Source organism: Blastococcus haudaquaticus, from assembly GCF_900230285.1.
Lineage (GTDB): Bacteria > Actinomycetota > Actinomycetes > Mycobacteriales > Geodermatophilaceae > Blastococcus_B > Blastococcus_B haudaquaticus.
The window spans coordinates 921,544-946,462 of the sequence record NZ_OCNK01000001.1; the positions used below are offsets into that span (position 1 = coordinate 921,544).

The 24,919-nt window shown below is 71.6% G+C and carries 26 protein-coding genes; 7 read left to right on the top strand and 19 right to left on the bottom strand.

Translation table 11 applies throughout. From position 1 onward, the window contains the following. Nucleotides 1-139 precede the first annotated feature (139 nt). On the top strand, nt 140-1,267 hold the full coding sequence (locus CRP30_RS04520; RefSeq protein WP_143278398.1) for an MFS transporter: 1,128 nt from the start codon (nt 140-142) through the stop codon (nt 1,265-1,267). Nucleotides 1,268-1,275: 8 nt separating this feature from the next. Here CRP30_RS04520 and CRP30_RS04525 read toward each other — a convergent pair whose 3' ends face one another. After that, a complete protein-coding gene (locus CRP30_RS04525; RefSeq protein ID WP_097182694.1) occupies nt 1,276-1,968 on the bottom strand; it encodes a class II aldolase/adducin family protein in 693 nt (230 codons plus the stop codon). Between the two features lie 67 nt (nt 1,969-2,035). Between CRP30_RS04525 and CRP30_RS04530 the strand changes: the two genes are divergently transcribed. Continuing rightward, complete coding sequence (locus CRP30_RS04530) at nt 2,036-3,295, top strand: NAD(P)/FAD-dependent oxidoreductase (RefSeq protein WP_097182695.1); 1,260 nt, start codon at nt 2,036-2,038, stop codon at nt 3,293-3,295. A gap of 52 nt (nt 3,296-3,347) precedes the next feature. Here the strand turns inward: CRP30_RS04530 and CRP30_RS04535 are convergent, their stop codons facing one another. From CRP30_RS04535 to CRP30_RS04555, 5 genes are read right to left on the bottom strand one after another with little or no spacing between them, the layout of a single operon-like run. Continuing rightward, on the bottom strand, nt 3,348-4,169 hold the full coding sequence (locus tag CRP30_RS04535; RefSeq protein WP_097182696.1) for an NAD(P)-dependent oxidoreductase: 822 nt from the start codon (nt 4,167-4,169) through the stop codon (nt 3,348-3,350). Next, nucleotides 4,169-5,158, bottom strand: a complete 990-nt coding sequence (locus tag CRP30_RS04540; protein ID WP_097182697.1) for a type 2 periplasmic-binding domain-containing protein — start codon at nt 5,156-5,158, stop codon at nt 4,169-4,171. Before CRP30_RS04540 ends, CRP30_RS04535 begins: the two co-directional genes overlap by 1 nt. Nucleotides 5,159-5,162: 4 nt before the next feature. After that, complete coding sequence (locus CRP30_RS04545; protein ID WP_097182698.1) at nt 5,163-6,173, bottom strand: amidohydrolase family protein; 1,011 nt, start codon at nt 6,171-6,173, stop codon at nt 5,163-5,165. Then, nucleotides 6,170-6,874 carry a 4-carboxy-4-hydroxy-2-oxoadipate aldolase/oxaloacetate decarboxylase gene (locus tag CRP30_RS04550; protein ID WP_097182699.1) on the bottom strand — a complete coding sequence of 235 codons (705 nt, stop codon included), beginning with the start codon at nt 6,872-6,874 and terminating at the stop codon, nt 6,170-6,172. The genes CRP30_RS04545 and CRP30_RS04550 overlap by 4 nt, the downstream gene beginning before the upstream one ends. Continuing rightward, complete coding sequence (locus CRP30_RS04555) at nt 6,871-7,986, bottom strand: zinc-dependent alcohol dehydrogenase (protein ID WP_097182700.1); 1,116 nt, start codon at nt 7,984-7,986, stop codon at nt 6,871-6,873. The genes CRP30_RS04550 and CRP30_RS04555 overlap by 4 nt, the downstream gene beginning before the upstream one ends. 85 nt (nt 7,987-8,071) lie before the next feature. Between CRP30_RS04555 and CRP30_RS04560 the strand changes: the two genes are divergently transcribed. After that, nucleotides 8,072-9,013, top strand: a complete 942-nt coding sequence (locus CRP30_RS04560; protein ID WP_200814531.1) for an ABC transporter substrate-binding protein — start codon at nt 8,072-8,074, stop codon at nt 9,011-9,013. A gap of 8 nt (nt 9,014-9,021) precedes the next feature. Continuing rightward, the gene (locus CRP30_RS04565; RefSeq protein ID WP_200814532.1) at nt 9,022-9,477 is read left to right on the top strand and encodes an RpiB/LacA/LacB family sugar-phosphate isomerase; all 456 of its coding nucleotides are present in this window, start codon (nt 9,022-9,024) and stop codon (nt 9,475-9,477) included. Between the two features lie 22 nt (nt 9,478-9,499). On the opposite strand, the gene CRP30_RS22435 is transcribed toward CRP30_RS04565, so the two are convergent. The 7 genes from CRP30_RS22435 to CRP30_RS04590 all read right to left on the bottom strand — a co-directional run bounded on the left by CRP30_RS22435 (nt 9,500) and on the right by CRP30_RS04590 (nt 16,723). Continuing rightward, nucleotides 9,500-9,670 carry a hypothetical protein gene (locus CRP30_RS22435; RefSeq protein ID WP_159961534.1) on the bottom strand — a complete coding sequence of 57 codons (171 nt, stop codon included), beginning with the start codon at nt 9,668-9,670 and terminating at the stop codon, nt 9,500-9,502. A gap of 295 nt (nt 9,671-9,965) precedes the next feature. Then, the gene (locus tag CRP30_RS04570) at nt 9,966-11,258 is read right to left on the bottom strand and encodes an MFS transporter (protein ID WP_097182701.1); all 1,293 of its coding nucleotides are present in this window, start codon (nt 11,256-11,258) and stop codon (nt 9,966-9,968) included. Further along, nucleotides 11,259-12,404, bottom strand: coding sequence for an ABC transporter ATP-binding protein (locus CRP30_RS04575; RefSeq protein WP_097182702.1), 1,146 nt, complete (start codon nt 12,402-12,404; stop codon nt 11,259-11,261). An 84-nt stretch (nt 12,405-12,488) separates the two neighbouring features. Then, nucleotides 12,489-14,252 carry an ABC transporter permease gene (locus CRP30_RS04580; protein ID WP_097182703.1) on the bottom strand — a complete coding sequence of 588 codons (1,764 nt, stop codon included), beginning with the start codon at nt 14,250-14,252 and terminating at the stop codon, nt 12,489-12,491. Nucleotides 14,253-14,368: 116 nt separating this feature from the next. Beyond that, the gene (locus tag CRP30_RS04585; RefSeq protein WP_097182704.1) at nt 14,369-15,475 is read right to left on the bottom strand and encodes an ABC transporter substrate-binding protein; all 1,107 of its coding nucleotides are present in this window, start codon (nt 15,473-15,475) and stop codon (nt 14,369-14,371) included. A 91-nt stretch (nt 15,476-15,566) separates the two neighbouring features. Then, nucleotides 15,567-15,731, bottom strand: coding sequence for a hypothetical protein (locus tag CRP30_RS22440; RefSeq protein WP_159961537.1), 165 nt, complete (start codon nt 15,729-15,731; stop codon nt 15,567-15,569). A gap of 152 nt (nt 15,732-15,883) precedes the next feature. After that, nucleotides 15,884-16,723 carry an NAD(P)-dependent oxidoreductase gene (locus tag CRP30_RS04590; RefSeq protein WP_097182705.1) on the bottom strand — a complete coding sequence of 280 codons (840 nt, stop codon included), beginning with the start codon at nt 16,721-16,723 and terminating at the stop codon, nt 15,884-15,886. A 91-nt stretch (nt 16,724-16,814) separates the two neighbouring features. Between CRP30_RS04590 and CRP30_RS04595 the strand changes: the two genes are divergently transcribed. Continuing rightward, nucleotides 16,815-18,137: an MFS transporter gene (locus tag CRP30_RS04595; RefSeq protein ID WP_097182706.1), complete on the top strand. Its 1,323-nt coding sequence runs from the start codon at nt 16,815-16,817 to the stop codon at nt 18,135-18,137. Nucleotides 18,138-18,278: 141 nt separating this feature from the next. Here CRP30_RS04595 and CRP30_RS04600 read toward each other — a convergent pair whose 3' ends face one another. The 6 genes from CRP30_RS04600 to CRP30_RS04625 all read right to left on the bottom strand — a co-directional run bounded on the left by CRP30_RS04600 (nt 18,279) and on the right by CRP30_RS04625 (nt 23,301). After that, nucleotides 18,279-19,328, bottom strand: a complete 1,050-nt coding sequence (locus tag CRP30_RS04600; protein WP_159961540.1) for a tripartite tricarboxylate transporter substrate-binding protein — start codon at nt 19,326-19,328, stop codon at nt 18,279-18,281. A 63-nt stretch (nt 19,329-19,391) separates the two neighbouring features. Further along, nucleotides 19,392-20,255 carry an alpha/beta fold hydrolase gene (locus CRP30_RS04605; protein WP_200814534.1) on the bottom strand — a complete coding sequence of 288 codons (864 nt, stop codon included), beginning with the start codon at nt 20,253-20,255 and terminating at the stop codon, nt 19,392-19,394. Nucleotides 20,256-20,283: 28 nt separating this feature from the next. Beyond that, nucleotides 20,284-21,117, bottom strand: coding sequence for a 3-methyl-2-oxobutanoate hydroxymethyltransferase (locus CRP30_RS04610; protein WP_097182708.1), 834 nt, complete (start codon nt 21,115-21,117; stop codon nt 20,284-20,286). Further along, nucleotides 21,110-21,619: a 3-methyl-2-oxobutanoate hydroxymethyltransferase gene (locus tag CRP30_RS04615; RefSeq protein ID WP_097183141.1), complete on the bottom strand. Its 510-nt coding sequence runs from the start codon at nt 21,617-21,619 to the stop codon at nt 21,110-21,112. The genes CRP30_RS04610 and CRP30_RS04615 overlap by 8 nt, the downstream gene beginning before the upstream one ends. A 2-nt stretch (nt 21,620-21,621) precedes the next feature. After that, complete coding sequence (locus CRP30_RS04620) at nt 21,622-22,908, bottom strand: aromatic ring-hydroxylating dioxygenase subunit alpha (RefSeq protein ID WP_097182709.1); 1,287 nt, start codon at nt 22,906-22,908, stop codon at nt 21,622-21,624. Nucleotides 22,909-22,977: 69 nt separating this feature from the next. Beyond that, nucleotides 22,978-23,301, bottom strand: a complete 324-nt coding sequence (locus CRP30_RS04625; RefSeq protein WP_097182710.1) for a 2Fe-2S iron-sulfur cluster-binding protein — start codon at nt 23,299-23,301, stop codon at nt 22,978-22,980. Nucleotides 23,302-23,387: 86 nt separating this feature from the next. Here CRP30_RS04625 and CRP30_RS04630 point away from each other — a divergent pair, with 86 nt between their 5' ends. Continuing rightward, complete coding sequence (locus CRP30_RS04630) at nt 23,388-24,047, top strand: 2,3-bisphosphoglycerate-dependent phosphoglycerate mutase (RefSeq protein WP_097182711.1); 660 nt, start codon at nt 23,388-23,390, stop codon at nt 24,045-24,047. Nucleotides 24,048-24,153: 106 nt separating this feature from the next. Continuing rightward, nucleotides 24,154-24,909, top strand: coding sequence for a FadR/GntR family transcriptional regulator (locus CRP30_RS04635; RefSeq protein ID WP_200814536.1), 756 nt, complete (start codon nt 24,154-24,156; stop codon nt 24,907-24,909). Nucleotides 24,910-24,919 lie beyond the last annotated feature (10 nt).

Genomic DNA, 24,919 nt, shown 5'->3' on the forward strand with positions numbered 1-24,919 from the left:
CGACACCACCGTCCAGCGGAGGGCGTCGCGTGTCCACGAACACGAACATGCGGCAAGCCCGCGCACCCTGCGTCGGGTGGGGTGTCAGACCATTAGTCCACGACTGCTAGCGTGCCTGACGACGAGCGGGGGTGGGGACTTGGCCAGTCGGCGGGACACCCTCGCATCGGCGACAGGTGCCGGCATCTACTCGGTGTCGCTGAGCATCGCCAGCCTCGCGCTGCCCCTGCTGGCCATCGAAGCCGGGTACTCGGCCTTCGAGATCGGCGCGCTGACGGCAGCCTCGGCCCTGTCGCAGATGCTCGTGCGGCTCTGCCTCGGCTGGGCCATGCGCCGCTGGCCGGACTGGATCCTGATCGCCGCTGCCGGTGTACTGCTCGCCGTCAGCTGCGCCGTGGTGGCCGTCTCCGCGGGACTGGTCCCCTTCGTCGCGGCACAGCTGCTGCAGGGTGCCTCCCGCGCCCTCTTCTGGACCGGCAGCCAGACGCACGTCGTCCGGGGGGCGGGGCGCGCGGCCGGAGCCCTGGCACGGGTCAACCTTGCCGCCTCCGTCGGATTGCTGACCGGGCCCCTCCTCGCAGGCGTGCTGTCCGAGGACAGCCCGACCGTCGCCCTCGTCGTCGCCGCGGCCGTGGCGCTGCTCGGCCTGGTACCCAACGCGCTGCTGGACCGGCTGCCACCGTTCGCGCCCCCCGCCGACCGCCCCCCGGGCCGGGTGTGGCGCCGACCAGGGGTCGACGTCGCGTGCTGGGCGGGGATGACCGCCGGCGCCTGGCGGGCACTGCTGACCTCCTACGTGCCCGTCGCCCTGGACCAGGCGCGCCAGTCGGCCACCACGATCGGAACGCTCGTCGCCGCTGCGAACGGGGCATCCCTGGTGGGCACCGCCGTGGCCGGCCGGTTGCGGGGACGCTGGACCATGCCGCTGCTGGGGGCGGGCATCGTCCTGACCGGCATCGCGACCGGGCTGACCGGCGTGGTGGCCTGGAGCACCGCCCTCTCCGCGCTCGTGCTCGTGGTCAGCGGCATCGCAGCGGGGGCGGTCCAGGTGCTGGGGCCCGCCATCGCCGCGGAGGCGGTGCACCCCGAGGAGCGCGGCGAGGCCATCGCGGCGAGCGGCACCTTCCGCGCGGCCGCCCTCCTCGCGGCGCCGCTGGCCGTCGCCGGCCTGGTCGTCGCCATCCCCCTGACGCCTGCCATGGCGGTCGTGGGCGCCGGCATGCTGATCCCCGCGCTGGCCCTGCGCCGCCTCGGCCGGGCCGGGTAGCCCTGCGCTTAGCTCCGCTCGAGCCGCCGCACCAGGTAATCCCAGGCACCCTGCAGCATCGCGTCGGAGTAGCAGTGGTCCCGCTTGGACAGCGACTCCTCGGGCGAGGACCAGGTGGCCCATCCGCCGGCTGCCATGGCGGTGAGCTGCATCCGGCAGGCACGGTCGAGCAGGTAGGCGGTGACCGTCGCCGTCTGCACGTCCGGCGCGGCGACGACGATCCCGTGGTTGACCAGCAGGCAGGCGTTGCGTTCACCCAGCGCGGCGGCGACGGCACGGCCCAGCTCGGCGGTCAGCACGAGATCGCCGGTGCCCGTGAAGCGGGCGATGTCCGGTGGGGCGAACAGGTTCGCCTCGTGCGAGATGGGGCGCAGCGGAACCCCGATCGCCCCCAGCGCCACCGCGGCCGGGGAGTGGGTGTGGATGACGCTGCCGACGTCGGAGCGTGTCCGCATGACCTCGGTGTGGATGGGGTACTCGGCGTGCCGGCGACCGGTGCCGGCGAGCACCTCGCCGTCCCAGGACACCAGGATGACGTCGTCGGGCCCTACTTCCTCGAAGCCGAGCCCCGAGGCCTTCATCCAGATGCCGCGCCCCTCGGGGTCCCGGACCGAGACGTGCCCCCAGATGAGGTCGCCCTGGTCCGCAGCCCCCAGGATCCGGCACCCCAGCGACACCAGTCGGCGCAGGTCTTCGGTCATGTCTCGCCCTCCTCGACGTGTTATGGCAGAATGGTAATACCATTTGTTGGAGATTCGGGAGGCCCTCATGCCGCTCTCCGAGCACGAGGCCGGCACGCTGGTCGTCGGCGCCAGCCAGGCGGGCGCGCAGCTGGTGACGTCCCTGCGCCAGCTCGGCGACACCGCTCCGATCACGCTCGTCGGCGCGGAGGCGCACGCCCCCTACCAGCGGCCCCCGCTGTCCAAGGAGTTCCTGGCCGGTATGGCGACGCCGGAGACGCTGGCCTTTCGCAGCCCGACGTTCTACCCGGACCACGACATCGAGCTGGTGTGCGGCGAGCGGGTCGAGGAGATCGCGCTCCCCCGCGACGACCGGCCGGGAGTGGCCCGGACGGCCAGCGGCCGGGAGCTGCCCTTCGCCCGGTTGGCGCTCACCGTCGGCGCCCGTCCACGCCGGCTCGACGTGCCCGGCGCCGACCTCGGCGGGATCCTGTACCTGCGCGACCTCGACGACGCCGTCGCCCTGCGGGACCAGCTGGCCGGGGCCTCCCGCGTCGTCGTGGTCGGTGGCGGGTTCGTCGGTCTCGAGGCCGCGGCCGCCGCGCGGGCCATGGACAAGCAGGTCACCGTCGTCGAGGCGGCCGACCGGCTGGTCGGCCGGGCCGTGGCGCCGGTCGTCTCGGAGTTCTACCGCGGCGCCCACGAGCGCCGGGGCAGCACGGTCCTCCTCGCCACCGGGGTCGTCGGCTTCCAGGGCACCGCCGGCCGGGTCGAGGCCGTGCTCCTCGCCGACGGCCGCAGCCTGCCCGCCGATCTGGTCATGGTGGGCATCGGCGTGATCCCGCGCGTGGAGCTGGCCGAGCAGCTCGGGCTGGAGTGCGACGGCGGCATCGTCGTAGACGCGCACGCCCGCACCAGCGCGCCGTCGGTGGTCGCCGCCGGGGACTGCACGGTCCAGCCGCACCCCATGACCGGAGACGGCAGGGTCCGGCTGGAGTCGGTGCCCAGCGCCGTCGCGCAGGCCACGCTGGCCGCCACCACACTGCTCGGCCGAGAGGTCAGCACCCGCAGCGTGCCGTGGTTCTGGTCCAACCAGGGCGATCTGAAGCTGCAGATCGCCGGGCTGTCCACCGGCTTCGACGAGGCCGTGGTCCGCGGCAACCCCGACAGCGAGAGCTTCTCCGTCCTCTACTACCGCACCGGCCAGCTGCTGGCCGTCGACGCGGTCAACAGCCCCGCCGACTACCTGGCCGTGCGCAAGGCCCTCACCCACGGGCTGCCGCTGCCGGCCGACCGGGTCGCCGACGCCGGCACCCCGCTCAAGAGCCTGCTCACCGCGGCCGCCTGACCCCCGTCCTCCGCGGCGGCCGCGCCCGGTCCCCGCCACGGAGGACGCGGGCTCACCGCAGGTCGGCCAGGTCCTCGCGGGTCAGTTCGGTCACCAGCGGCTGCAGGGCCCGCACCAGCGGCACGTCCACGCCGGCCTCCTCCGCCATGGCCAGCGCGACCTCCAGGTCCTTCGCCGGCCAGCGCAGCCGGTGCAGACCCCAGTCGGCGAGCACCTGGTTGGCCCCGGTACCGGCCCCCAGGATGCTGCGCAGCCGGCCCGGCGCGACACCGAGCGAACGGGCCAGGCGCAACACCTCGACGTCGGCCCGCAGGGCCGTCCACATGAGCACGTTGTTGGCGCTCTTGGCCACCTGCCCGGTGCCGGGCCCACCGATGTGGCAGACGTCGGTCGCGAACGCCGCGAAGGCCTGCGCGCACCGGTCCAGCACCGCGGCTTCGCCGCCGCACATCAGCGTCAGGCCGGCCTGCTCGGCCGCCCGCTCGCCACCGACCAGCGCGACGTCGACCACCGCGACGCCCCGCTCCGCCGCGGCCTCCGCCATCCGGACACAGGTGTCGGGGCGCACGGACGCGCAGATCGCCACCACGGTCCCCGGACGGGCGGCGTCGCGGATACCGCCGGCGCCGGCGATCGCCTCCTCGACCTGGGCGTCGTCGACGACGACCAGCAGGACGAGATCGGCCTCCAGGGCGACGTCGGCGACCGAGTCGCGGAACTGCGCCCCCGCCTCCCCGATCCGCTCCTCGGCACCCGGAGCCGGGTCGGTCGCGAGCACCGGCCATCCCCGCTCGACGAGCCATCGACCCATCTCGGCACCCATCCGGCCCCAGCCCACGACGCCGACGGTGCGGATCTCCTCGACGACGGTCATCAGATGACGAACGCCTCAGCGGTCTCCGGCGCGAACAGCTCTGCCGGCTCGTACTGCCGCCGGGAAAGCCCCTGCTGGTGGTGGTAGCGCAGGAAGGTGGAAAGGACGTGCTCGTTGCCCGGCAGGCCGTAGGACCAGTAGTCCTCGCCCATCAGCGCCCGCGCCTCCTCGAGACCGGGGATGAGCCAGGGCAGCATGAACCGCAGCGCCGAGGCGTCGTACAGCTCCGCGGCGGCCTTCTGCTTGGCGAGGTAGAAGGCCTTGGTGAGCGTCTGGGCCACCCACGGGTGACTCTCGTAGACGTCCCGCCGGACGACCACGACGTGCATGATCGGGAAGATGCCGGTCTCGGCGAAGTACTGCTTCTCCGCCGCCACCGGATCGGCGAACAAGCGGCGCACGTTGCCGCCGGGCACGAAGGACGACGGCACCCGCGGACCCTGGAACGCGTCGATCTCGCCGTCGGCCAGCATCCGCGCCAACGTCTGGGCGGGACCGATCGGCGAGATGCGGATGCGCTCGCCGAGGTCCACCGCGGCCTTCTCGATCCGGCCCGGGGTTTCCTGCCCGCCCGTCCGGTACTCGACGGAGTCCACGGGCACCCCGTACTGGTCGGCGAGCAGACCGCGGATCCAGACGTTCGCCGTCAGCTGCCACTCCGGTGTGCCCACGACCTTGCCCCGCAGGTCCCCGGGCTTCTCGATGCCCGACTCCGCGTTCACGAAGATGCCGGTGTGCCGGAACTGCCGGGACGTGTAGACCGGCAGCGCGACGAACGGGGGATCGTGGAGGTCCAGGGACTTCACGTAGGACGACATCGACATCTCGGCGACCTCGAACTCCCGGAACCGCATCATCCGGAAGAACGTCTCCTCCACCGGCAGCCGCAGGTAGGTCAGGTCGATGCCGTCGGGGCGGACGGTGCCGTCCTCCAGCGCTCGGGTGCGGTCGTAGTCGCCACAGGCGAAGGTCAGGCGCAGTCGGGACACGGGGTCACTTCCCTCTCAGGCGGGCATCGAGCCGGGGGTAGACCCGGCGGGCATTTCCCTCGAGAACCGCCTGCAGCTGGGCCTCGTCCAGCCCGGCGGCGTCCAGGTACTGCAAGGTGTCGTCCCAGGCGATGCCGGTGTCCGGATCGCCGCCGCGCACCGCGCCGAGCATCTCGGAGGCGAAGAGGATGTTCTCCGCCGGGATCACCCGGGTCAGCAGGTCGATCCCCGGCTGGTGGTAGACGCAGGTGTCGAAGAAGACGTTGCGCAACAGCTCCGACGGGTCCTTCCAGCCCATGCGCATGGACAACCCCCGGTAGCGGCCCCAGTGGTAGGGAACCGCCCCGCCACCGTGCGGGATCACCAGCCGCAGCGCGGGGAACCGCTCGAACAGATCGCCCTCGAGCAGCTGCATGAAGGCGGAGGTGTCGGCGTTGAGGTAGTGGGCGCCGAGCGCGTGGAAGTTCGGGTTGCACGAGCTGGAGACGTGCACCATCGCGGGGACGTCGAGCTCCACCAGCGCCTCGTACACCGGGTACCAGTACGGATCGGTCAGCGGCGGGGAGTTCCAGAACCCCCCGGAGGGGTCCGGGTTGAGGTTGGCGCCGACGAACCCGCGGTCCTCGACGCAGCGGCGCAGCTCGGCGACGACGTCGTCCAGCGTTCCGCCGGGGGTCTGGGGGAGCTGGCAGACCGAGGCGAAGTGCTGCGGGTAGAGATCGGCCACCCGGGCGACCAGGTCGTTGCTGGCGCGCGCCCACGCGACGGCGGTGTCCCGGTCGGCGACGTGGTGCTCCATCCCCGACGCGCGCGGAGAGAAGATCATCAGGTCCCCACGGCGCTCGCGCAGGACCCTCAGCTGGTTGTTCTCGACGCTCTCCCGCACCTCGTCATCGCTGACGCTCCCGAGCTGCGGCGCACCGCCGCCGCTCTCCAGCGCGGCCTTCTGCGCCTTGCGGAAGAGGGTCAGCTGGGCCGGCTCGGTGGTGTAGTGGCCGTGGCAGTCGATGATCAACGCGGCGGCTCCTGTTCGACGTAGCGGAGCCCCTTGGCGGCCAGGGGTTCGCGCATGTCGTTCATGTCCAGTCCGAGCTGCCCGCCCCGGTACCGCTCCCGGATGCCCGCCTCGCGCTCCTCGCGGGCTCGGGCGGCCTGCAGCACCTCGACCGCGCGGCCCTGCGGCACGACGACCACGCCGTCGTCGTCGGCCACCACCACGTCACCCGGCTCGATCCACTGACCTGCGCAGACGACTCCCACGTTGACGCTGCCGAGCGTCTCCTTGATGCACCCGAACGCCGACACGTGGCGGGACCACGCCGGGAATCCCATGGCGGTCAGCTCGGCGACGTCGCGGACACCCGCGTCCACCACCACGCCGCGGACCCCCCTGGTTGCCAGGGCGGTGGCCAGCAGATCACCGATGTAGGCGGCCTGTGACGGCGTCGTGGGCGCGATGACCAGCACGTCGCCCTCGGCGCACTGCTCGACCGCCACGTGCACCATCCAGTTGTCCCCCGGCGGCAGGCTCACCGTGACGGCGGTGCCGGCGACCCGGGCGCCGGAGTACACCGGCCTCAGCGCGGGATCCAGCAGATGGGTGCGCCCCTGCGCCTCGTGGACGGTCGCGACACCGCACCCGGCGAGCCCGTCGACGACAGCCCGGTCTGCCCGGGCGATGCCCGTGACGACGACGTTGTCCCGGGCGGCGCTCATGCATCGCCCCAGGGCTTGAGGGAGATGTGCAGGGCGTCCTCACCGGTCTCGCCGGCGAGCGCCCGGATGGCATGGTCGACGTCCTCGAGGCCGAACGTGTGCGTGGCCAGCCGCTCCAGAGGGAACCGACCCGACGCCAGCTGGTCCAGCGCCAGCTCCACGGAGCGGTAGCTGTGGCCGCGCGCGCTGCCCAGGGTGATGCATTTCTCGGTCATCTTCTTCAGCGGGAAGTCCGGGAACGCGGCCTCCTCGCCCTGGGTGACCATGATGCCCTCGCGCCGCTTGAGCGCGTCGATGCCGAGCAGCACCGGCGCGGTGCCGGCCCCGGAGGTGCAGTCCAGGACGACGTCGACGCCCGTGCCCCCGGTGAGCTCCAGGACCCGCTCCAGCGGATCTTCGCGCTGGACGTCGATGACCGCGTCCGCGCCGAGGTCCAGGGCCAGCTGCAGCCGGGTTGCGTCGCGGGTGGTGCCGGTGACGACGATCAGCGAAGCACCCGCCTGCTTGGAGGCAACCACCTGGGAGAGCCCCTGCTGGCCGGGTCCCTGGATCAGCACGCTGGTCGCGTAGCCGACCTTGCCCGCGTTGAGCGCCCACTCGATGCCGTTGGACAGCGGGGTGACCAGGCCGGCGAGCTCGGCGCTGACGCCGTCGGGCACCTTGTGGGTGACGGCGTTCCAGGGCAGGTACAGGTACTGCGCGAACCCACCCCACAGGCGGCCGGGGTTGTTCGACGAGGTGTAGCCGTAGCGACGGGCGTCGGGGTTGGTGCGCCAATCGGTGAGCTCGCAGTGCCGGTACTCACCGGCCCGGCACCACTCGCAGTGCATGCAGCCGACGTAGTGCTCGACGAAGATCCGGTTGCCCTCGACGAGGCCGTGCATCCTGGACCACGTGGCGCCCGCCCGGGCGACGATCCCGACGTTCTCGTGCCCCATGATCACCGGCTCGTCGATCGTGGGCTTCCGGTACAGCTTCACGTCGGTGCCGCAGATCCCGGCCACCTCGATCTTGAGCAACGCGGCGTCGTCCGCGATCTCCGGCATCGGGAACTCCTGGAGCTCCGTCGTCCCCGGGGCGGTCCGGACCGCCGCAAGCACCTGTTCCGCCATTGCTGCTCCTCCCGCGCCGTGTGTCGTGGAGCACCCTAGACGACGGTCTATTGGTCTGACCATCAGCGTGCTAGCGTCCGCCGCCATGGCCGACCTGAACCTGCGCACCGTCACGCGCGCCCAGGGGAACAACCGGGCGCTGCTGGACGGCACCGTCACCCCCGAGGGCGCGACCTTCGCCTTCGAGGAGGTCCCCGTCCTGGTCCAGGGCTTCCGCCGGATGGTGCGGAACCTGGAGTTCGACGTCTGCGAGATGGCGCTGACGACCTACCTGGTCGCGAAGGCGCACGGGGTGCGCTTCACCGCGGTGCCGGCGTTCCTCGTCCGCGGCTTCCACCACGGAGCCATCACCGTCGACACGCGGCACGGCATCACCAAGCCGAAGCAGCTCGAGGGCAGGAAGGTCGGCGTCAACCGGGGATACACCGTGACCACCGGGGTGTGGGCGCGGTCGGTACTGGCCTCCGAGCACGGCGTCGACCTCGACTCGATCACCTGGGTGCTCTCCGGTGACGAGCACGTCGAGGCCTACCGACCGCCGGCGAACGTCGCCCCGATCGACCCGGGCCGGACGCTCGACGAGATGCTCGCCAGCCGCGACCTGGCCGCGGTCGTCGGGGTGGAGATCGACTCCCCCGACGCCCGCCCCCTGCTCCCCGAGGGCGCGGCACATGCGGCACTGCGACGGGGCCTGTGGCCGATCAACCACCTGGTGGTGATCCGCGACGAGCTGCTCGACCAGCACCCCGACCTCGGGCGTCGGGTGTTCGACGCCTTCGCCGAGTCGAAGCGGCGTTACGTGGACCAGTTGCGCAGCGGCTCGCTGCCGCAGGAGACGGCGACCGACCGCATGCACCGCAGCGTCATGGACATCACCGGGTGGGAAGACCCTCTGCCCTACGGGATCGAGCCCAACCGCGAGGTGCTGGAGGGCCTGCTGCGAGCGGCGGTGGACCAGAAGATCCTCGACCGCGCGCCGCGGCTGGAGGACGTCTTCGCAGCGGGCACCCGAGACGTCACGGCCTGAGGGGCGACGTGCGGATCGCCATCACCGCCGACCACAACGGGGTCGCGCTCAAGGCCCGGCTCGTCGAGGCCCTGCTGGCTGCCGGCCACGAGGTCGACGACCGCGGGCCGGCGTCCGGCGACGAGATCGTCGACTACCCGCCGCTGTGCGAGGACGTCTGCCGACGCGTGACGGACGGCCGGGCCGACCGGGCGGTCGTCGTCGGCGGCAGCGGCCAGGGCGAGGTGATCGCCTGCAACAAGCTGCGGGGCATCCGCGCCGGGCTGTGCCCCGACGTGTGGCACGCGGAGATCTCGCGGGGGAACAACGACTCGAACGTGCTGGTCCTCGGGGCGAAGGTGATCGCCCCTGACACGGCGGAGCTGGTCCTGGCCAGGTGGCTGGCGACGCCGTTTAAGGGCGACGTGCACGCCCGCCGCGTGGCGATGATCGAAGCGCTGGAGCGGGGCGAGTCACTGCTGTAGAGCGACCCACCCCGCGAACGGGTCAGCGGGAGAGGACGGGCACCCGGGCCGACGCCGGACGCAGGCGGCGGACGAACTCCGCGGCCCGGGTGAACCAGGAGCTGTCGCTGCCGCGGTACCGGCGGAGGCGCGGCTCGCCGCTGCCGATGAGGTTGGTGCTGACGCCTTCGGTGACGAACAGGGCAGAGTTCATGACGGATCTCCTCGCGGTCTGGAGTCGGCTCGCCCGCACGACGTGCGCGTGCGGCGCCCCGACGTCTCCATCGACGCGGGCGGCGCGACGACCTCGACTCTAAGCCGCTCCCACCTGCGGTTCCGTCGATCCGCCTGTGACCTCCTCCGCTGGGGTGCGTGGGTTTGATCACGGTGTGGTCTTGCGCACCACAACCCCCGCGGACCCACCCAGGGCCGGTGGTCGGCCTCCGACCCAGAGGTCGGTGCCGGGTTGAACACGACGACGACGTCGGGCAGCCACCCGTGCGTGCCGGTCAGCCCCTCCGGGTCTCCCCCGAGACCGGGCGCGCGTCGGAAGGCACCACCGGCTCCACCGGCTCGTCGGCGTCCTCGGCGGCGCCCCGGTAGTCGCGCACCACGTTGGCCCGCGACCAGAATGCCGCCGCCACGAGCATCGGGCCGATGCCCCCCAGGGTCAGCGCGAGCACCGGGCCGACAGCCCCGGCGAAGGCGCCCATGGCGACGTCCCCGATGGCCGGGCCACCGCGGGAGGACATCTGGTAGAACGCCGTGACCCGCCCCCGGATCTCGTCCGGGGTGTCGATCTGCACGGCCGCGTGCCGGATGGTCGTGGCCATCGCGTCGAACGCACCGAGGAGCAGCGCCGCCCCCACGGCCAGCCAGACGACCGGTGACTGCGCCAGGCCCATCGCCGCGATCCCGTACAGGAAGGTCGAGCCCAGCAGGATCCGACCCTGCCGCCGCGAGTCCTTGACCACCCGGAAGATCGTGTAGGTGGCCAGGAGCGCACCGGCGGACGGAGCGCTGGAGAGCACCCCGTACCCGGTGGCACCGACGGCGAGGACGTCGGTCGCGATCGCCGGCAGGAGCACCCGGTACGCCGACAGCACCGTCGCCGACAGGTCCAGCGCCATGAGACTGGTGATGAGCCGCCGGCGGACGACGTAGCGCGCCCCCTCCGCGATGCTGGCGACGATCGACACCGGCGGCGCCTGGTCGCTGACCAGCCGGGGCGTCCTGATGAAGGCGAGCACCACCACCAGCACCGCGTAGGTGACCACGTCGACCAGGTACATGAGGCCCGGGCCCCCGACCGCGATGAGCACCCCGGCCAGCAGCGGACCGAGCAGCACCGCCACCTCCCGGGAGGGGTTGAGCAGCGCGATCGCCTCGCCGATGTGCTTGCGGCCCACGAGTGCCGGGATGAGCGCCTGCCGGGCCGGCTGGTCGAACGTCGCCGCGGCCGTCGTGAACAGCACGCTCACGACCACGTGCCAGGCCTGCACCGCCCCGGAGAAGGTCACCACGGTGAGCGCCAGCGCCACGACCAGCGCCACCGCCTGCGCCGCCTGCAGCAGCCGCCGTCGGTCGTACCGGTCCGCCAGCGCCCCGCCGAGCGGGCTGAGCAGGATCAGCGCGACCGCCTGCCCCGCGCCGACCAACCCCGTGTAGGCGATGGAGTCGGTCAGCGCGTAGACGTGGAAGTAGTTCGCCGCGACGGTGCCCCGGGTGCCGATCTGGCTGAGGACGACTCCCGACCAGTAGAGCCTGAAGTCGCGGTTGGCGAAGACGGTCGGAAGGGGCACTCAGTTGACCGGGACGAGGGAGATCTTCGACGGGTCCAGCTGCAGGTACACCGGCGTACCCGACTCGATGGACACCGACGGGTTCACCCGGGCGCGCACCTCGTGCTGCCCCACAGAGACGACGTGGTCGACGGCGTCGCCCAGGAAGGCGCGGGCGACGACTTCGCCGGTCCACTCGTTGGCAGCCTGCTCGCCCCGGCTGACGGTGCTGAGCTCGACCGCCTCCGGACGGATCGACACCACGACCTCCGAGCCGACCGGCATGTGGTGGGCCGACTCGAGGAACAGGGTGCCGTTCGAGGTCTCCACGCAGTGCCGGCCGGCCTGCTGGGATGCGACCGTCCCCGGGATGAAGTTCGACGTGCCGATGAACTCGGCGACGAACTTGTTGGCCGGCTGCTCGTAAACCTCGCGCGGCTTGCCCAGCTGCACGACCGCACCCCGCTCCATGACCGCGATCTGCGTGGAGAGGGCCAGGGCCTCCACCTGGTCGTGCGTCACGTAGACCGAGGTGATCCCCAGCTCTCGCTGCAGCCGCTTGAGCTCGTAGCGCAGCGACTCCCGGAGCTTGGCGTCCAGGTTGGACAGCGGCTCGTCGAGGAGCAGCAGCGGGGGCTCGATCACCAGGGCCCGGGCGAGGGCCAGGCGCTGCTGCTGACCGCCGGAGAGCTTCGTCGCCTGCCGGCCGGACTGCTCGGAGAGCTGCATGGTCGCCAGTACGCGCTCGACCCGCTCGGAGATCTCCTTCTTCGCCGGGCGCTGGCCGCGGGGACGCACCTGCAGCGGGAAGGCCACGTTGTCGAACACGGTCATGTGCGGCCAGATCGCGTAGGACTGGAAGACCATGCCCAGACCGCGCTGGTTGGCCGGCAGGTTGACCGAGCGCCCGCTGCCGGTGGAGGAGAACATCACCCGGTCACCGACGGCGATGGTGCCGCTGTCCGGCTTCTCCAGGCCTGCGATCGAACGCAGCGTGGTGGTCTTCCCGCAGCCCGACGGGCCCAGCAGGGTGAACAGCTCACCCTCCTTGACCTCGAAGCTGACGTCGTTCACGGCGAAGACCGCGCTGTGCCCGGCCTCGTCCTTCTTCTTGCCGCGGGACTTCTCGCCGGCGAAGGACTTGATGAGGTTGTGGATCCTCAGCATGGGATTCAGGAGTCCTTTCCGACTCGGAGCACGTGCAGTGGATTCGGGTGGGGGTGGCTGTCCGGACGAGTACCGGCGGTCGGCTCAGTCCTCACGGAGACCCACCTTGGCGCCGAGCTTGTAGGCGATCGTGACCATCACCATCAGGGCCACCACCATGAGGACGCCGATGGCGGCCAGGACGTTGAACGACCCGTTCTCGAACTGCTCCCAGATCAGGATCGAGAGCACCTCGTTACCCGGGCTGTACAGCAGGATCGAGCTCGACAGCTCGCGGAAGCTGACGACCAGGATGTAGATGAAGCCGGCCGTGATGCCCGGCGACAGCAGGGGCAGCAGCACCCGCCGGAACGTGGTCCACCAGCTGGCGCCGCTGACCATCGCCGACTCCTCGAGCTCCGAGGAGATCTGCGTCATCGAGGTGGTCGCGTAGCGCATGCCGTACGGCATGTACTTGGTGCAGTAGGCGATCAGCAGGATCAGGAGCGTCCCGTAGATCGGCAGCGGGAAGCGCAGGTAGACGAACGAGATGGACAGACCCAGCACGATGCCGGGGATGACCAGCGGCACGAAGCTCAACTGCTCGACGATGCCTCGCCCGGGGATGGTGGAGCGGATGGAGATCCAGGACGCGACCGCCATCAGGGCCATGACGATCGTCGCGGCGCTGAGGCCGAGGATCAGACTGTTCCTCAGTGCTCGCGCGGCCGAGTCCATCTCGACCACCTGAACGAAGTTGTCCAGGGTGAAGGAGGACAACGCCTCCCACGACGGCGCCTGGTAGTACGGCAGCAGGGCGGCGTAGAGCAGCACCAGCAGCGGGCCGAGCACCGTGACGAAGAAGTAGAACAGGATGCCGACACCGACGACCGGCTTCCACTTGCCCAGGTCCATCGGCCGCGGTCGGAAACCCTTGCCGGTGACCGTCTGGTAGGTCTTGCTGCCCTTCCCGGCCAGCAGGCGGCTGACGGCGACACCGATGACGGCGACAGCCAGGAGGCTCACCGCGAGCGCGCCGGCTGCGCCGAGGTCCTGCGGATAGCTGCGCAGCACGAAGTAGATGCGGCTGGTGAAGACGTAGATACCGTTCTGCAGCCCGAGCAGCGCCGGGACCTCGAAGGACTCGAGGCTGGTGATCAGGATGACCAGGACCGAGGACAGGAGCGCCGGCCGCACCAGCGGCAGCGTCACCTTCCGCAGGGCCTGGAGGCGCGTGGCCCCCGACATCAGCGCGGACTCCTCGAGGGAGGGGTCCATCGACCTGAACGCCGCCACCATCAGCAGAAAGACGATCGGCGAGGAGTGCAGCCCCTCGACCCAGATCATCCCCCAGATGGTGAAGATGTTGAACGGGGCGCCGCCGAGGATGGGCTCGAAGAAGGCGTTCAGCAGCCCGATCTCCGGGCTGGCGAGGAAGATCCAGGAAACCGTGTACAGGATGCCGGGGATGACCAGCGGCACGATCGACGCAGCGAAGAACAGGGCCTTGAAGGGGACCGCCGTCCGCACGTTCAGGTAGGCCAGCGTCGTGCCGACCGTGATCGACAGCAGCGCCGAGCCGCCGGCGAAGGCGAGCGAATTGCCCCACAGCTCGCCCATCCGCCCGTCGCCGTAGGCGCGCTCGAAGCTCCCGAGGTCCAGACCCTCCGCGTCGAAGAAGGTGCCCCAGACGAGATAGCCGAGAGGGACGAGCGCCAGGTAGCCGATCGCGGCGGCCACCCCGGCGACGATGAACATCTTCGGCGTCAGTGGCCCCCGCCACCGAGCCTTACTGCGCTCCGGCGGGCCGTCGCTGGGCCGGGTCAATTCCTCCGGCGTCACCGCCGGATCGGCCAGGTTGGCGGTCATCCCGGGGGATCACTCCTTCGTCTGTGTGGTCCGAAAAGGTAGGGGCTCGGCCTGACCGGCCCGGGGCGGTGATGCGGGGCGGCGCCACGCGGATGCGTGACGCCGCCCCGGCGGGATCAGCCGCCGATGGTCTCGACGCCGGAGAGCAGGTCGTCGTAGCGCTGGCTCCACTCGGAGCCCTCGTCGAGCAGCAGCTGCCCGTCGACCGGGATGAGCTCGGACTCGATCTGGACGGTGGAGGGGGTGGCCGCCTGGTCCGCGAGGACCGCCTGGCCCTCCTCGAGCAGCCAGTCCATGAAGAGCATGGCCGTGGCGGGGTTCTGCGCGGTCTTCATGCAGCTGCCACCGTTGGGCCGGGCGATGATCGGATTGATGTAGGGCTGGGTCTCCAGCGGCGCCCCGTCGGCCATGGCCGCCTCGACGATGTAGGTGTAGTTCGACGAGGCGAGGCCGTACTGCCCGGCGCTCATCAACTCGGCCATGACCGTGTGGCCCTTGACGACCTTGGCGCCGTCGACGATGTCGGCCCAGAGCTGGTCGACCTCCTCCTGGCTCTTGCCTTCCTCGAGCCAGTAGTTGGTCAGGGCCATGTACCAGTCGTAGTCCCCGAGCTCGAGGGCCAGCTGACCGTCGTACTTGGGGTCGGCGAGGTCCTCCCACACCTTCGGCGGGTCGTTGATGATGTTGACGTTCCAGCTCGGGGCGAAGAGGTTGAACCGCGTCGCCACCCAGTCGTCGTAGACGCCTGCCTCGGGCACCTCCGCGATCCGCTCCGGCGAGGCGCACTGCGCCATGACGTCCTCCTGCTGGAGGGCCATCAGCTCGGTGGCGTTGGTCTCCACCACGTCGTTGCCGGCGAACCCGGCGTCCTGCTCCTGCAGGATCCGCTGCAGCACGGTCTCGGACCCGGCACGGTAGGTGCTCACGTCGATGTCGAAGGCCTCGGTGAAGGCCTCGGTGACGGCGTCGACCATGTCGGCGTTCATCGACGTGTAGAGGTTGAGGCCGTCCTCCTCGGCAGCGAGCTCGACCAGCCGGTCGCGACGCTCCTGGCCGGACAGTTCGCCGACCTCCTCGTACAGCTGCTCGGCCCCGGTCGGGCCGGAGGCGGCGTCGCCGTTCGACCCCTCAGACGACGAGGTCGGGTTGCCGCCACAGGCGGCGAGGACCATGACCGCGCCGGCCGCCAGAGCGGTGCTGGTGAGAGTGCGGGGCTTCCGCATGGTTGCGCTCACTTTCTCGAGGGAGTTCGGGGGGGGCGTTCGGGGGTGGGACGGTCGACCAGTCGCGCCCGGCCGTGGGCCACGACGTCCTTCAGAGCTGCGGCACCGACCCGGAGCCGAAGCGGTGGTCGTCGGGCTGCCCGGCGGAGCCGTCGGTCAGCTCCGCCGTGTCGGTCCGGACCGGCCCGCCGGGCCACCGGGCCACCGGGCCGGTCTCCCGGGCTGTCGCGACCAGCTCCAAGGGGCGGTTCCGCATGCGCCTCTCCATCGAGGACGGGGCCGGTGGGCCCGTGAACGGGGCAGATCCTGGTGCCGTCCCGGGCTGCCCCAGGACCTCTCGCGGGTGTGATGCAGTCAACAGACACAAGGCAATTTGGTCTAACCATTTGCCCAACCGTTATCGGACTGTTACCCGTCGTCCGATCGCAGCGGGCCGTCCGCGAGTAGCCGGGCGACGTCATCGACCGTCGTGCGGGCCATGACCTCGCGCGCCGTGGACGCCACCGGGACGTCCATGCCGACGCGCTCGGCCAGGTCGGCGGTGTTGGCGAGATCCTTGGCATGCCAGGTCAACCGCATCTGCTCGAGCTCTCGCAGCGTGCGTGAATCGGTCGGGCCGTCCTGCAGGGCGGCGCGCAGAACCGGCACCGACACGCCGCCCCGGCGCGCCAGCTCGAGCGCCTCGGTGATCGCCGAGATCTGCGCCCAGTGCACGAGGTTGTTCGCCGTCTTGCCGACCTGCCCCGCCCCGAGCGGACCGAGATGGTGCACCGCCTTGGTCCAGGGTTCGATCAGCGGCCGGATCTTGGCGAGGATTTCGGCGTCGCCGCCGACCAGGAGGTTCACCTCGCCCGCCTCGGCCCCCCGCACACCGCCGGTCAAGGCGGCATCGAGCACGCCGACCCCCGGTGGCGCGGCGTCGGCGATCGCCTGGCAGGTCTGGGGGCGCACGGAGGAGCAGAGCAGCACCACCGCCCCCTCGCGACATCCGGCGAGCAACCCGTCAGCACCGAGGCAGACATTCCGCACGTCCGCGTCGGAGGGGACGAAGATCAACACCAGACCGGCGCCCCGAGCCGCGTCGGGCAGCGACGCGACCGGTCGGGCGCCGAGCGCTGCGGCGCGACGGACCGCACCACCGTCGAGATCGAAGACCTGGACGGGGACCCCCGCGGTCAGGAGGTGGCGCGCGACAGGGGCGCCCATGGCGCCCAACCCGATGACGGCGACTGCTGCTGCATCGGCCACTCTCGGTCTCCTTCGAACGGGGCAGCCACGTGGTCGCCGTCACGTCTCGCATAAGGTAATACCTTCAGACCAGTCGTCAAGGGGGTGGCACATGCGATGGCCCCCCCTCCGACGTCGTCGGGCGCCTCCAGCTGCCGAACCCCCCCGACCGTGGCGCGAGCGCGCGTTCCGGTCCCTGCGGGTGCCGAACTACCGAACCTTCTTCACCGGTCACGCCGTCAGCGTGACCGGCACCTGGATGCAGCGAGTGGCGCAGGACTGGCTCGTGCTCGAGCTGTCCGACTCCGCGGTAGCCGTAGGCGTGGCCACCGCCCTGCAGGCGGTGCCGACCCTGCTGCTCGGCGTGTGGGGCGGCGTGCTCGTCGACCGCCTGGACCGGCGCCGCACGATCATGGGCACCCAGGCCGTCAGCGCGGTCCTGGCCGCCGTCCTCGCGGTTCTCACCCTCACCGGGGCCGTCCAACTGTGGATGGTGTTCGGGCTCGCCTTCGGCCTGGGCCTGGTCACAGTCCTCGACGGACCGGCGCGCCAGGCCTTCATCACCGAGATGGTCGGCCCCGAGGACTACGTCAACGCGCAGTCGCTCAACTCCACGATCCACAACCTGGGGCGCCTCCTGGGCCCCGCCGCGGCAGGGCTCCTCATCGCCTGGGCCGGCAGCGGGCTCGCCTTCGCCGTCAACGCCGCCTCGTTCGTGGGGGTGCTGGCGAGCCTCTGGCGCATCGACCCCGACCGCCTGCACCGCCGCGAACCCGCCCCGCGCCGCAGAGGCCAGGCGATGGAGGCTCTGCGCTACGTCTGGCGCCGCCCCGACCTGCGTGCCTGCATGCTGCTCGTCACCGTCGTCGCCCTGTTCGGCCAGAACTTCCGGGTGGTCCTGCCGGTCTTCGCCCGGGATGTCCTCGGCGGCGGCGCGGAGACCTACGGGTGGCTGACCTCCGCTCTCGGCGCGGGGGCCGTGATCGGTGCCCTGGGCAGCGCGGCACGGGAGCGGGTCAGCACCTGGTCGTTGCTGCTGTGGACCGGCGGTTTCTCCGGCGCCAGCATGCTGCTGGCCGGAGCGCCCGGCCTCGCGATCGCCCTGGGACTGCTCGTCGGCCTGGGCGTCACCAACATCTGCTTCAACACCCTTGCGCGGGTCCTGCTGCAGCTCGGCGTCGACGCCAGCATGCAGGGCCGCGTCATGGCGCTGCACGCCACCGTCTTCCTGGGCAGCACGCCGATCGGCGGGCCGCTGCTCGGTTGGATCTGCGAGCAGTTCAGCGCACGGGCGGGTCTGTTCCTCAGTGGCGTGGCCCCCGCCGTCGCGGCCCTGGCACTGCTGCCCACGCTGCGCCGCCTGCGCCCGCGGTCCGACGAGCCTCCTGCACCCGACCAGGCCGTCGAGCCCGGGATCCGGACGACCCCCTCCTGAACGGGCCGGGAGCCCGCGACCCGGTCCGGGCTACGGCTCGACCGGACTCGGGACGCGGCACGTCCGGGGCACCGGCACCCACGGACGGCGCCCCGCGGGGTCACCGCGGGGCGCCGGACGTCAGGACCCGGTCCTCGTGGATCAGTAGCTGGCGGTGACCAGCCGCTGGAACTCCTCCGGCGACTCGAGCACCTCGCGGACCAGGTCCGCGGCCTCCTCGCCGTTCAGCGGGTCGAGCGGCCGCTGCTGGCTCTCCAGTTCGGCGAGCAGCTCCTCGTTCTCCACCGCGCACTGGAAGCCCTCGCGCAGCGCCTCCACCTGCGGGTCCTCCATCTGCGGCGACACGATCAGCGAGCGCCCCGTCTCGCCCATCGCGATGAGGCTGTCCACGATGGCCTGCGCCTCGGCGTCGAGCGCCTCGGTCCCGCTGATGGCCGGGGTGTCGGGCAGCAGCGGGTCCGGCTCCTCGTCCACGGTCACCACGGGACGGACGTCGCCGGACTCGATGGCCCCCAGCTGGCTGTCCACCGGCAGGGCGTGGGCGTCGGCGTTGCCCGCGACCACCGACTGACGGGCCTCGGTGGACCCGGCGAAGCCGGTGATGATCTCGAACGGGAACCCGTAGGCCTCGCCGAGGATGTTGGGCGCGATGTAGTCGTTGGCGCCGGGACCCTGGGCGACGAAACGCACCGTCTGCCCGGACTCGACGATGTCCTGCCAGGTCTGGAAGGGGCTGTCCGGGGACACGACCACCACGTTCGGCGGTGCCGAGACCCGGCCGATCCAGTTGAGGTCGTTGAGGTCGAAGTTGGCGCCCTCGGCACCCGCGATCTGAGCGGACACCAGCCCGACCGTGTTCACGATCTGCAGCCGGTTCTCCGAGGCCGGGGCCGCCGCCGTCTTGTTCGTGGCGACGAGGCCGCCGGCGCCGGGCTCGTTGCGGACGACGAGCCGGGCCCCGGTGCACTCCTCGAGGTAGGGGGCCATGGCCCGGGCGTAGGCGTCGTAGCCCCCACCGGGCTCGTAAGGGACGACCAGGTCCACGTCCTCCCCGTCGAACACCTGCTCGGCCTCTCCGGAGGCCGAGGCGCCGGAGTCACCTTGGGACCCGCAGGCGGCGAGCGCGCCGGCGAGCGCCAGCGCCACGGTCACGCGGCCGATCGGCCGTCGCGAGCTCCTGATCGTTGCCATCATGTGCGACTCCTTCGTCGAGGGGGCCGGTCCGGCGGGACCGGCTGCGGTGCGGGAAGGCGGTCAGCCGGCCGGTAGCTGGACGGAGTCCAGGAAGGAGAGGATGCGCGCGGGCGCGGTGTCCTCGGTCTGCTCCGCCACGGGAGCGTCCCAGTAGTCGGCGTGCGGCAGGCACTCCTGCAGGTAGCGGGCCGCCGACGGCGCGTGCGAGTCGTCCTGCCCCGGCACGATCAGCGTCGGGGTGGCCAGCTCGAGCAGGTCCTCGGGCTCCGCGCCGGGGACGGTGTCACGGTCGAACATCAACCGTGCCGTCCCGCTGACCAGCACGGCGTAGCGCTCGGGGTCGGTTCGCGCGTACGCGCCGGCGAACTCCGGGTCGGTCCGGACGACGCTGTTCCAGGGACCCACCCGGGGATCCTTCGTGAAGCCGAGCTCGGTGTCGCGCACGAGCTCGACCACGGCGTCCAGGCCCCGCTCCTCCACGAACGACAGGTGCCGGCCGAAGCGCGCGTGCTGCTTCATCCGGTACTTCACGCCGCCGGCCGGGGAGTACAGCACCATGCTCGCGACCCGCTCCGGGGAGGCGACGGCGACCGCTGCCGCCGTGGAGCAGCCCACGCAGCCCCCCATGAGATGGGCCGAGGCGACACCGAGGTGGTCGAGGAGCCCCACGGCCTGCGCGACGTAGTCCTCCCAGCGGATCCGCTGCAGCCGTCCACCCGAGTGGCCCGACTCCCGCCGGTCGAAAGTGATGCACGTGTAGCGGGTGCTCAGGTGGTCCAGCAGCGCGAGGCGCCGGTACACGCCCACCGTCCGCCAGCTCTCCAGTGTGGAGTCGAAGCCCCCGGGGGAGAACATCAGCAGAGCCGGCCCGGAGCCGGTCACCTCGTAGCGCGTCTGGATTCCGTCGATGACGGCGGTGGGCACAGTGGGTGTCCTCTCGGAGTCGGTCGGGTCAGGTCGCTGACGGGACCGGGATGCCCCCGGGCAGCTGGCGGGCGGAACGGACGTCGTCGGCGTACGTCGTCATCGCCTCCAGCGTGAGCTGGGCGACGTTGACGTAGGTGTCGCGTGCCCCGTCGAGGGCCGACGCCGCGTAACCGATGGCCGCGTTGACCATCCGCATGCGGCCGTCGAGCCACGGACCGCCACCGAAGCCCCCGACGACCGGGATGGAGACGGCATCGGCCACCGCGGCACCGACCACCGGGCCGGAGTTGGTGAAGTTCAGCAGGGCGGCGCCCGCGTCCTCCAGCCGCCGGGCCTCGGCGACCATGTCGTCGAGCAGCTCCGCCGGCACCGCATCGGCCGCCGACGGCACGGACTTGTACTCGACGCCGTACCGCAGCGCCGTCTGCGGCGTGATGCCGAACTGCGCGAACACCGGGATCCCTGCGCGGTTCACCGCCTCGACCGCCTCCGGGTAGTCCGAGGCAGCGTCGAGCTTGACCATGTCGACGCCGGCCTCCTTGACGAACCGGATGGCCGCACGGACCGCCGCGTCGGCGCCCTCCTGCAACGGGCCGAACGGGAAGTCGACGCTGACCAGTGCCCGGGAGACTCCCCGGCGCACGGCCTTGGCGACGACCAGCATCTCCTCCATCGTCACCTCGAACGGGTTCGAGTGACCCCAGAGGTTCACGCCCACGGTGTCGCCCACGGAGACCAGGTCGACGCCGGCGCGGTCCACGATCCGGGCGACCTGGTAGTCCCACGCCACGACGCCGACGATCTTGCGCCCGTCGTCCTTCATCCGCTGCAGGTCGCGCAGCCCCACGCGCTCAGACACGGAGCGCGCTCAGCAGGTCGACGACGTCGGCCTCGTCGGCCGAGGGAAGCAGCACCCGCGCGTGCGGCCGCAGCGCGGCCACGGCCGCCGCGGCCGCCGTCCCGGCGTGCGTGCCGTCCCCGAGCACCAGGCCCGCGGTCTGGATCCCGCGCTCCCAGCAGGCCTTGCCGAGTGCGTAGGCGCCCCCCACGCCGGAGTCGTTCGTGGCGACCATGACGACCACCGACGCGCTGGCCAGCTCGTCGGCGAGGGTCGCCGGACCGCCGTCGATGCCGCGCAGGACGACGTCCCCGGCGGCGCCGGCGCCTGCCTCGCACACGTAGAAGCGCGCGTTGGCCCAGTCGTGCTGCGCCGTCCGGCTCAGCACGTCCGCCGCACCCTCGTCCAGGGCGACGACCCGCCCCGCCCGCGACGGGGCGATGGGCCGGTCGATCCGGTAGCGCGCCTCCTGGGCCGTGGCCGCACGGGCGCAGCTGCTCAGTGTCTGCGTCTGGACCGCCACGGTCACACCGAGGAGATCGGGAAGCCGGGGCGGACGCGGACGTCGTCGCGGGCGGCGGCGAGAAACGCCTCCTTCTGCGGGAGCACGACGGCGGCCGACCGGACGTGGTGGTGCGCCGGGTCGACCCCGGGCGGGGTCACGCCCTTGTCGCGCAGCGCGGTGGCCGCCCGGTACAGCTTCTGGCGGGCCTTGATGATGCCGCTGTCGGCCGGGACCAGGCGCTCCTTGGTGCGGTCGACGATCGGGCCCATGCTCTCCTGCAGCGAGGAGTCCTGGATCGCGATGCCCTCGACCCCGGAGTACCACTCCCCGGTCCGCTGCTTCTCGCGGTTCATCAGGTAGTCGTTGTCCATGTTCGCCTCGGGCCGGTAGGTGCCCGGGATGTTCTTGCTGTGCACGCCGTGGCCGTCGACCATGGCCTGCCGCTCCGCCTCGGTGAGGGGCCGCATGGGGTGGTAGTCGAAGCTGTACGCCCAGCAGTTCTCGTCGTCGATCGGGATCCAGAAGTGCCCGTGGATCGGGTGGTCACCGCGCGGGGGGACCATCGTGAACGACGGCATAACCCACGGCGTGATCCGCCAGTAGTACGACCCCTCCTCGGCATTGCGCCGGGCTCCGACGAAGAGGCCACCGTCGCTGTCGGCCACCTCGAAGAACGGCTTCGTGTCGTTGAGGTTGTACTGGTTGCCCTTTGCGCCCTTGAACAACGGGTCGCTCCTCAGGCCACCGGAGTGCAGGAACGTCACGTGGCTGGAATCGATGCCGCCTTCGAAGGCCTGCAGCCAGTTGCTCTGCTGCCAGCGCTTGGAGGTGTAGTGGTGCTCCGGCGGGGTGAGCGCGAACTCGAACTCCGGCAGGGGCGGCTGGGTCGCCGGGTCGCCCATGTACGTCCAGAGGACGTCACCGATCTTCACCAGCGGGTACGAGGTCAGCTTCACGTTCTCGGCGAAGCTGGAGTTGTCGGCCTCGGAGGGGACCTCGACGCACTGGCCCGTGGTGTCGTACTTCCAGCCGTGGTACGGGCAACGCAGGCCGCCATCCTCGTTCCGCCCGAACCAGAGGGACGCGCCGCGGTGTGCGCAGAACTCGTCGATGAGACCGTAGTTGCCGTAGCTGTCGCGGAAGGCGACCAGGCGCTCGGAGAGCAGCTTGAGCCGGATCGGCGGGCAGCCGTCCTCCGGCAGCTCCTCAGCCAGACAGGCGGGCATCCAGTACTGGCGGAACAGCTCACCCATGGCCGTTCCTGGGCCGGTCCTGGTCAGCAGCTCGTTGATGTCCTGGCGAAGCACGGGTCTCTCCTGTCCCAGCCGCGTGGTGGGCTGAATGTCTTACCTCGATGGGGGGCCGTCAACTGACGGTTACGGCTGCTGGGGCGGCACGTCGACGGTCAGACCGTCCAGCTCGGGCGAGAGGGGGATCTGACAACTCAGCCGGCTGCTGTCGCGCGGCTCGGAGACCGCCATCTCCAGGAGGTCCTGCTCCAGATCGTCCGGCTCGCCGACGAGCTCGGCGAACTCCGCTCGGACCCACACGTGGCACGTCGCGCAGGAGGCGTTCCCCCCGCATTCACCGATGATGCCGGGGACGCCGTTCTTGACGGCCGTGGCCATCACCGATTCCCCGACGGCTCCGTCCACCGCATGCTCTTGACCCGAGCCCCCGACGTAGACCACCTTCGGCACGGCGCACCTTCCGTAGTACCTGGGCCGACTGCGGGCCTCCGGGCATTGGTATGTCCATTAGACCACATTGTGTCTAGGGTCACGACATGCCCAGCCTCGTCCTCCTGCGCCACGGCGAGAGCGCCTGGAACGCGCGGGACGTCTTCACCGGCCAGGTCGACGTCGACCTCACGCCCCGCGGCGAGGAGCAGGCCCGGCGGTGCGGACCGACCCTGCGCGAGGCGGGCCTGCTCCCGGACCGGGTGTACAGCTCGACCCTGACGCGTGCGGTCCGCACGGCTGCGCTGGCCCTCGCGGCCGCGGGGCGCCCCTGCACCCCCACGCAGGATTGCCGCCTCGACGAGCGCAGCTACGGGGCCCTCGAGGGGCTCCCGCGCTCCGAGGTCCTCGCCCGCCACGGCGCGGAGCAGTACCGGCGGTGGCGCCGCTCGTGGGACGTGGCTCCCCCGCCGGTCCGGATCGGGGGCGTCGTGCGCCCCGGGGAGAGCCTCGCCGACGTCGCCGCCCGCCTGCGGCCCTGCTGGGAGGACGTCCTGGCGCCCGACCTCCGAGTCGGCCGCACCGTCCTGGTGGTCGCGCACAGCAATTCCCTGCGGGCGCTGATCGCCGTCCTGGACGGGGTGGGACCCGACCGGGTGCCGGAACTGGAGGTCCCGATCGCCGAGCCGCTGCACTACCTGCTTGACGACCGGGCGAGGCCTCTCGTGCCGGGCGGCCGGTACGTCAGGTCGCTGCCGCAGCGGTGACGAGGCGGCCGCGGAGCCACCCGGGAGCGTGACGGCCCGGTCTCGTTCGGGCTCCTGGCCGGTAAGGGTCGCCTACGATGCGGGGGTGACGACGTCGGGACCAACCGTGGCAGCAACCTCTGAGAGCTCCGCGGTCGGCAAGGGGGACCTGCTCAGCCGTGTGAGCGTGGGCCGCATTTCCGAGGTCATCGTGGACCAGATCCGCATGCTCATCCGGCAGGGGCAGCTGATTGCCGGTGACCGACTGCCCTCGGAGCGCGAGCTGTGCGAGCGGTTCGGCGTCAGCCGGGTCACCGTGCGGGAGGCGCTCCGGGTGCTGGAGGCCAACGGTCTGGTCGAGATCCGCGTCGGCGCCCGAGGAGGTGCGTTCGTGACCGCCCCGAGCAGCCGTCTGGTGGGAGCCGGGATCGCCGACCTCATCTCGCTGGCCACGCTGACCGCGGTCGAGGTCACCGAGGCCCGCATGGTGTTCGAACTGGGCATCGTCGCGCTGGTGTGCGAGCGGGCGACCGACGAGGACGTCGCCGCACTCCGGGAGATCTGCGACCGCAGCAGCGCCGCCCTGGAGAACGACGACTACCCGCTCGAGCTCTCCGCCGAGTGGCACACCCGGTTCGCCGTGGCGACGCACAACCGCGCGGTCGCCATGCTCGTGGAGTCGCTGCACGATCCGCTGGTGCACTCGCTCGAGCGAGCCCGCGAGGTGGCACCGCTGCACGGCCGTCAGGGCGTCGAGGAGCACCGCGCCCTGGTGGAGGCGATCGCCGCCCGCGACGCGGACGGCGCGACGGACCTGATGCGCACCCACCTGCTCCGCACGGCCGAGCGGGTGCGCGGGATGGAGCCGGCCGACCGGGGGTGAGCCGGAGGGG

Excerpts from the sequence above, each read along its gene's own strand:
- CRP30_RS04525 (WP_097182694.1), bottom strand. The coding sequence starts at position 1,968 with ATGACCGAAGACCTGCGCCGACTGGTGTCGCTGGGGTGCCGGATCCTG.
- CRP30_RS04530 (WP_097182695.1), top strand. The coding sequence starts at position 2,036 with ATGCCGCTCTCCGAGCACGAGGCCGGCACGCTGGTCGTCGGCGCCAGC.
- CRP30_RS04535 (WP_097182696.1), bottom strand. The coding sequence starts at position 4,169 with ATGACCGTCGTCGAGGAGATCCGCACCGTCGGCGTCGTGGGCTGGGGC.
- CRP30_RS04550 (WP_097182699.1), bottom strand. The coding sequence starts at position 6,874 with ATGAGCGCCGCCCGGGACAACGTCGTCGTCACGGGCATCGCCCGGGCA.
- CRP30_RS04555 (WP_097182700.1), bottom strand. The coding sequence starts at position 7,986 with ATGGCGGAACAGGTGCTTGCGGCGGTCCGGACCGCCCCGGGGACGACG.
- CRP30_RS04560 (WP_200814531.1), top strand. The coding sequence starts at position 8,072 with ATGGCCGACCTGAACCTGCGCACCGTCACGCGCGCCCAGGGGAACAAC.
- CRP30_RS22435 (WP_159961534.1), bottom strand. The coding sequence starts at position 9,670 with ATGAACTCTGCCCTGTTCGTCACCGAAGGCGTCAGCACCAACCTCATC.
- CRP30_RS04575 (WP_097182702.1), bottom strand. The coding sequence starts at position 12,404 with ATGCTGAGGATCCACAACCTCATCAAGTCCTTCGCCGGCGAGAAGTCC.
- CRP30_RS04580 (WP_097182703.1), bottom strand. The coding sequence starts at position 14,252 with ATGACCGCCAACCTGGCCGATCCGGCGGTGACGCCGGAGGAATTGACC.
- CRP30_RS04585 (WP_097182704.1), bottom strand. The coding sequence starts at position 15,475 with ATGCGGAAGCCCCGCACTCTCACCAGCACCGCTCTGGCGGCCGGCGCG.
- CRP30_RS22440 (WP_159961537.1), bottom strand. The coding sequence starts at position 15,731 with ATGCGGAACCGCCCCTTGGAGCTGGTCGCGACAGCCCGGGAGACCGGC.
- CRP30_RS04595 (WP_097182706.1), top strand. The coding sequence starts at position 16,815 with ATGCGATGGCCCCCCCTCCGACGTCGTCGGGCGCCTCCAGCTGCCGAA.
- CRP30_RS04600 (WP_159961540.1), bottom strand. The coding sequence starts at position 19,328 with ATGGCAACGATCAGGAGCTCGCGACGGCCGATCGGCCGCGTGACCGTG.
- CRP30_RS04630 (WP_097182711.1), top strand. The coding sequence starts at position 23,388 with ATGCCCAGCCTCGTCCTCCTGCGCCACGGCGAGAGCGCCTGGAACGCG.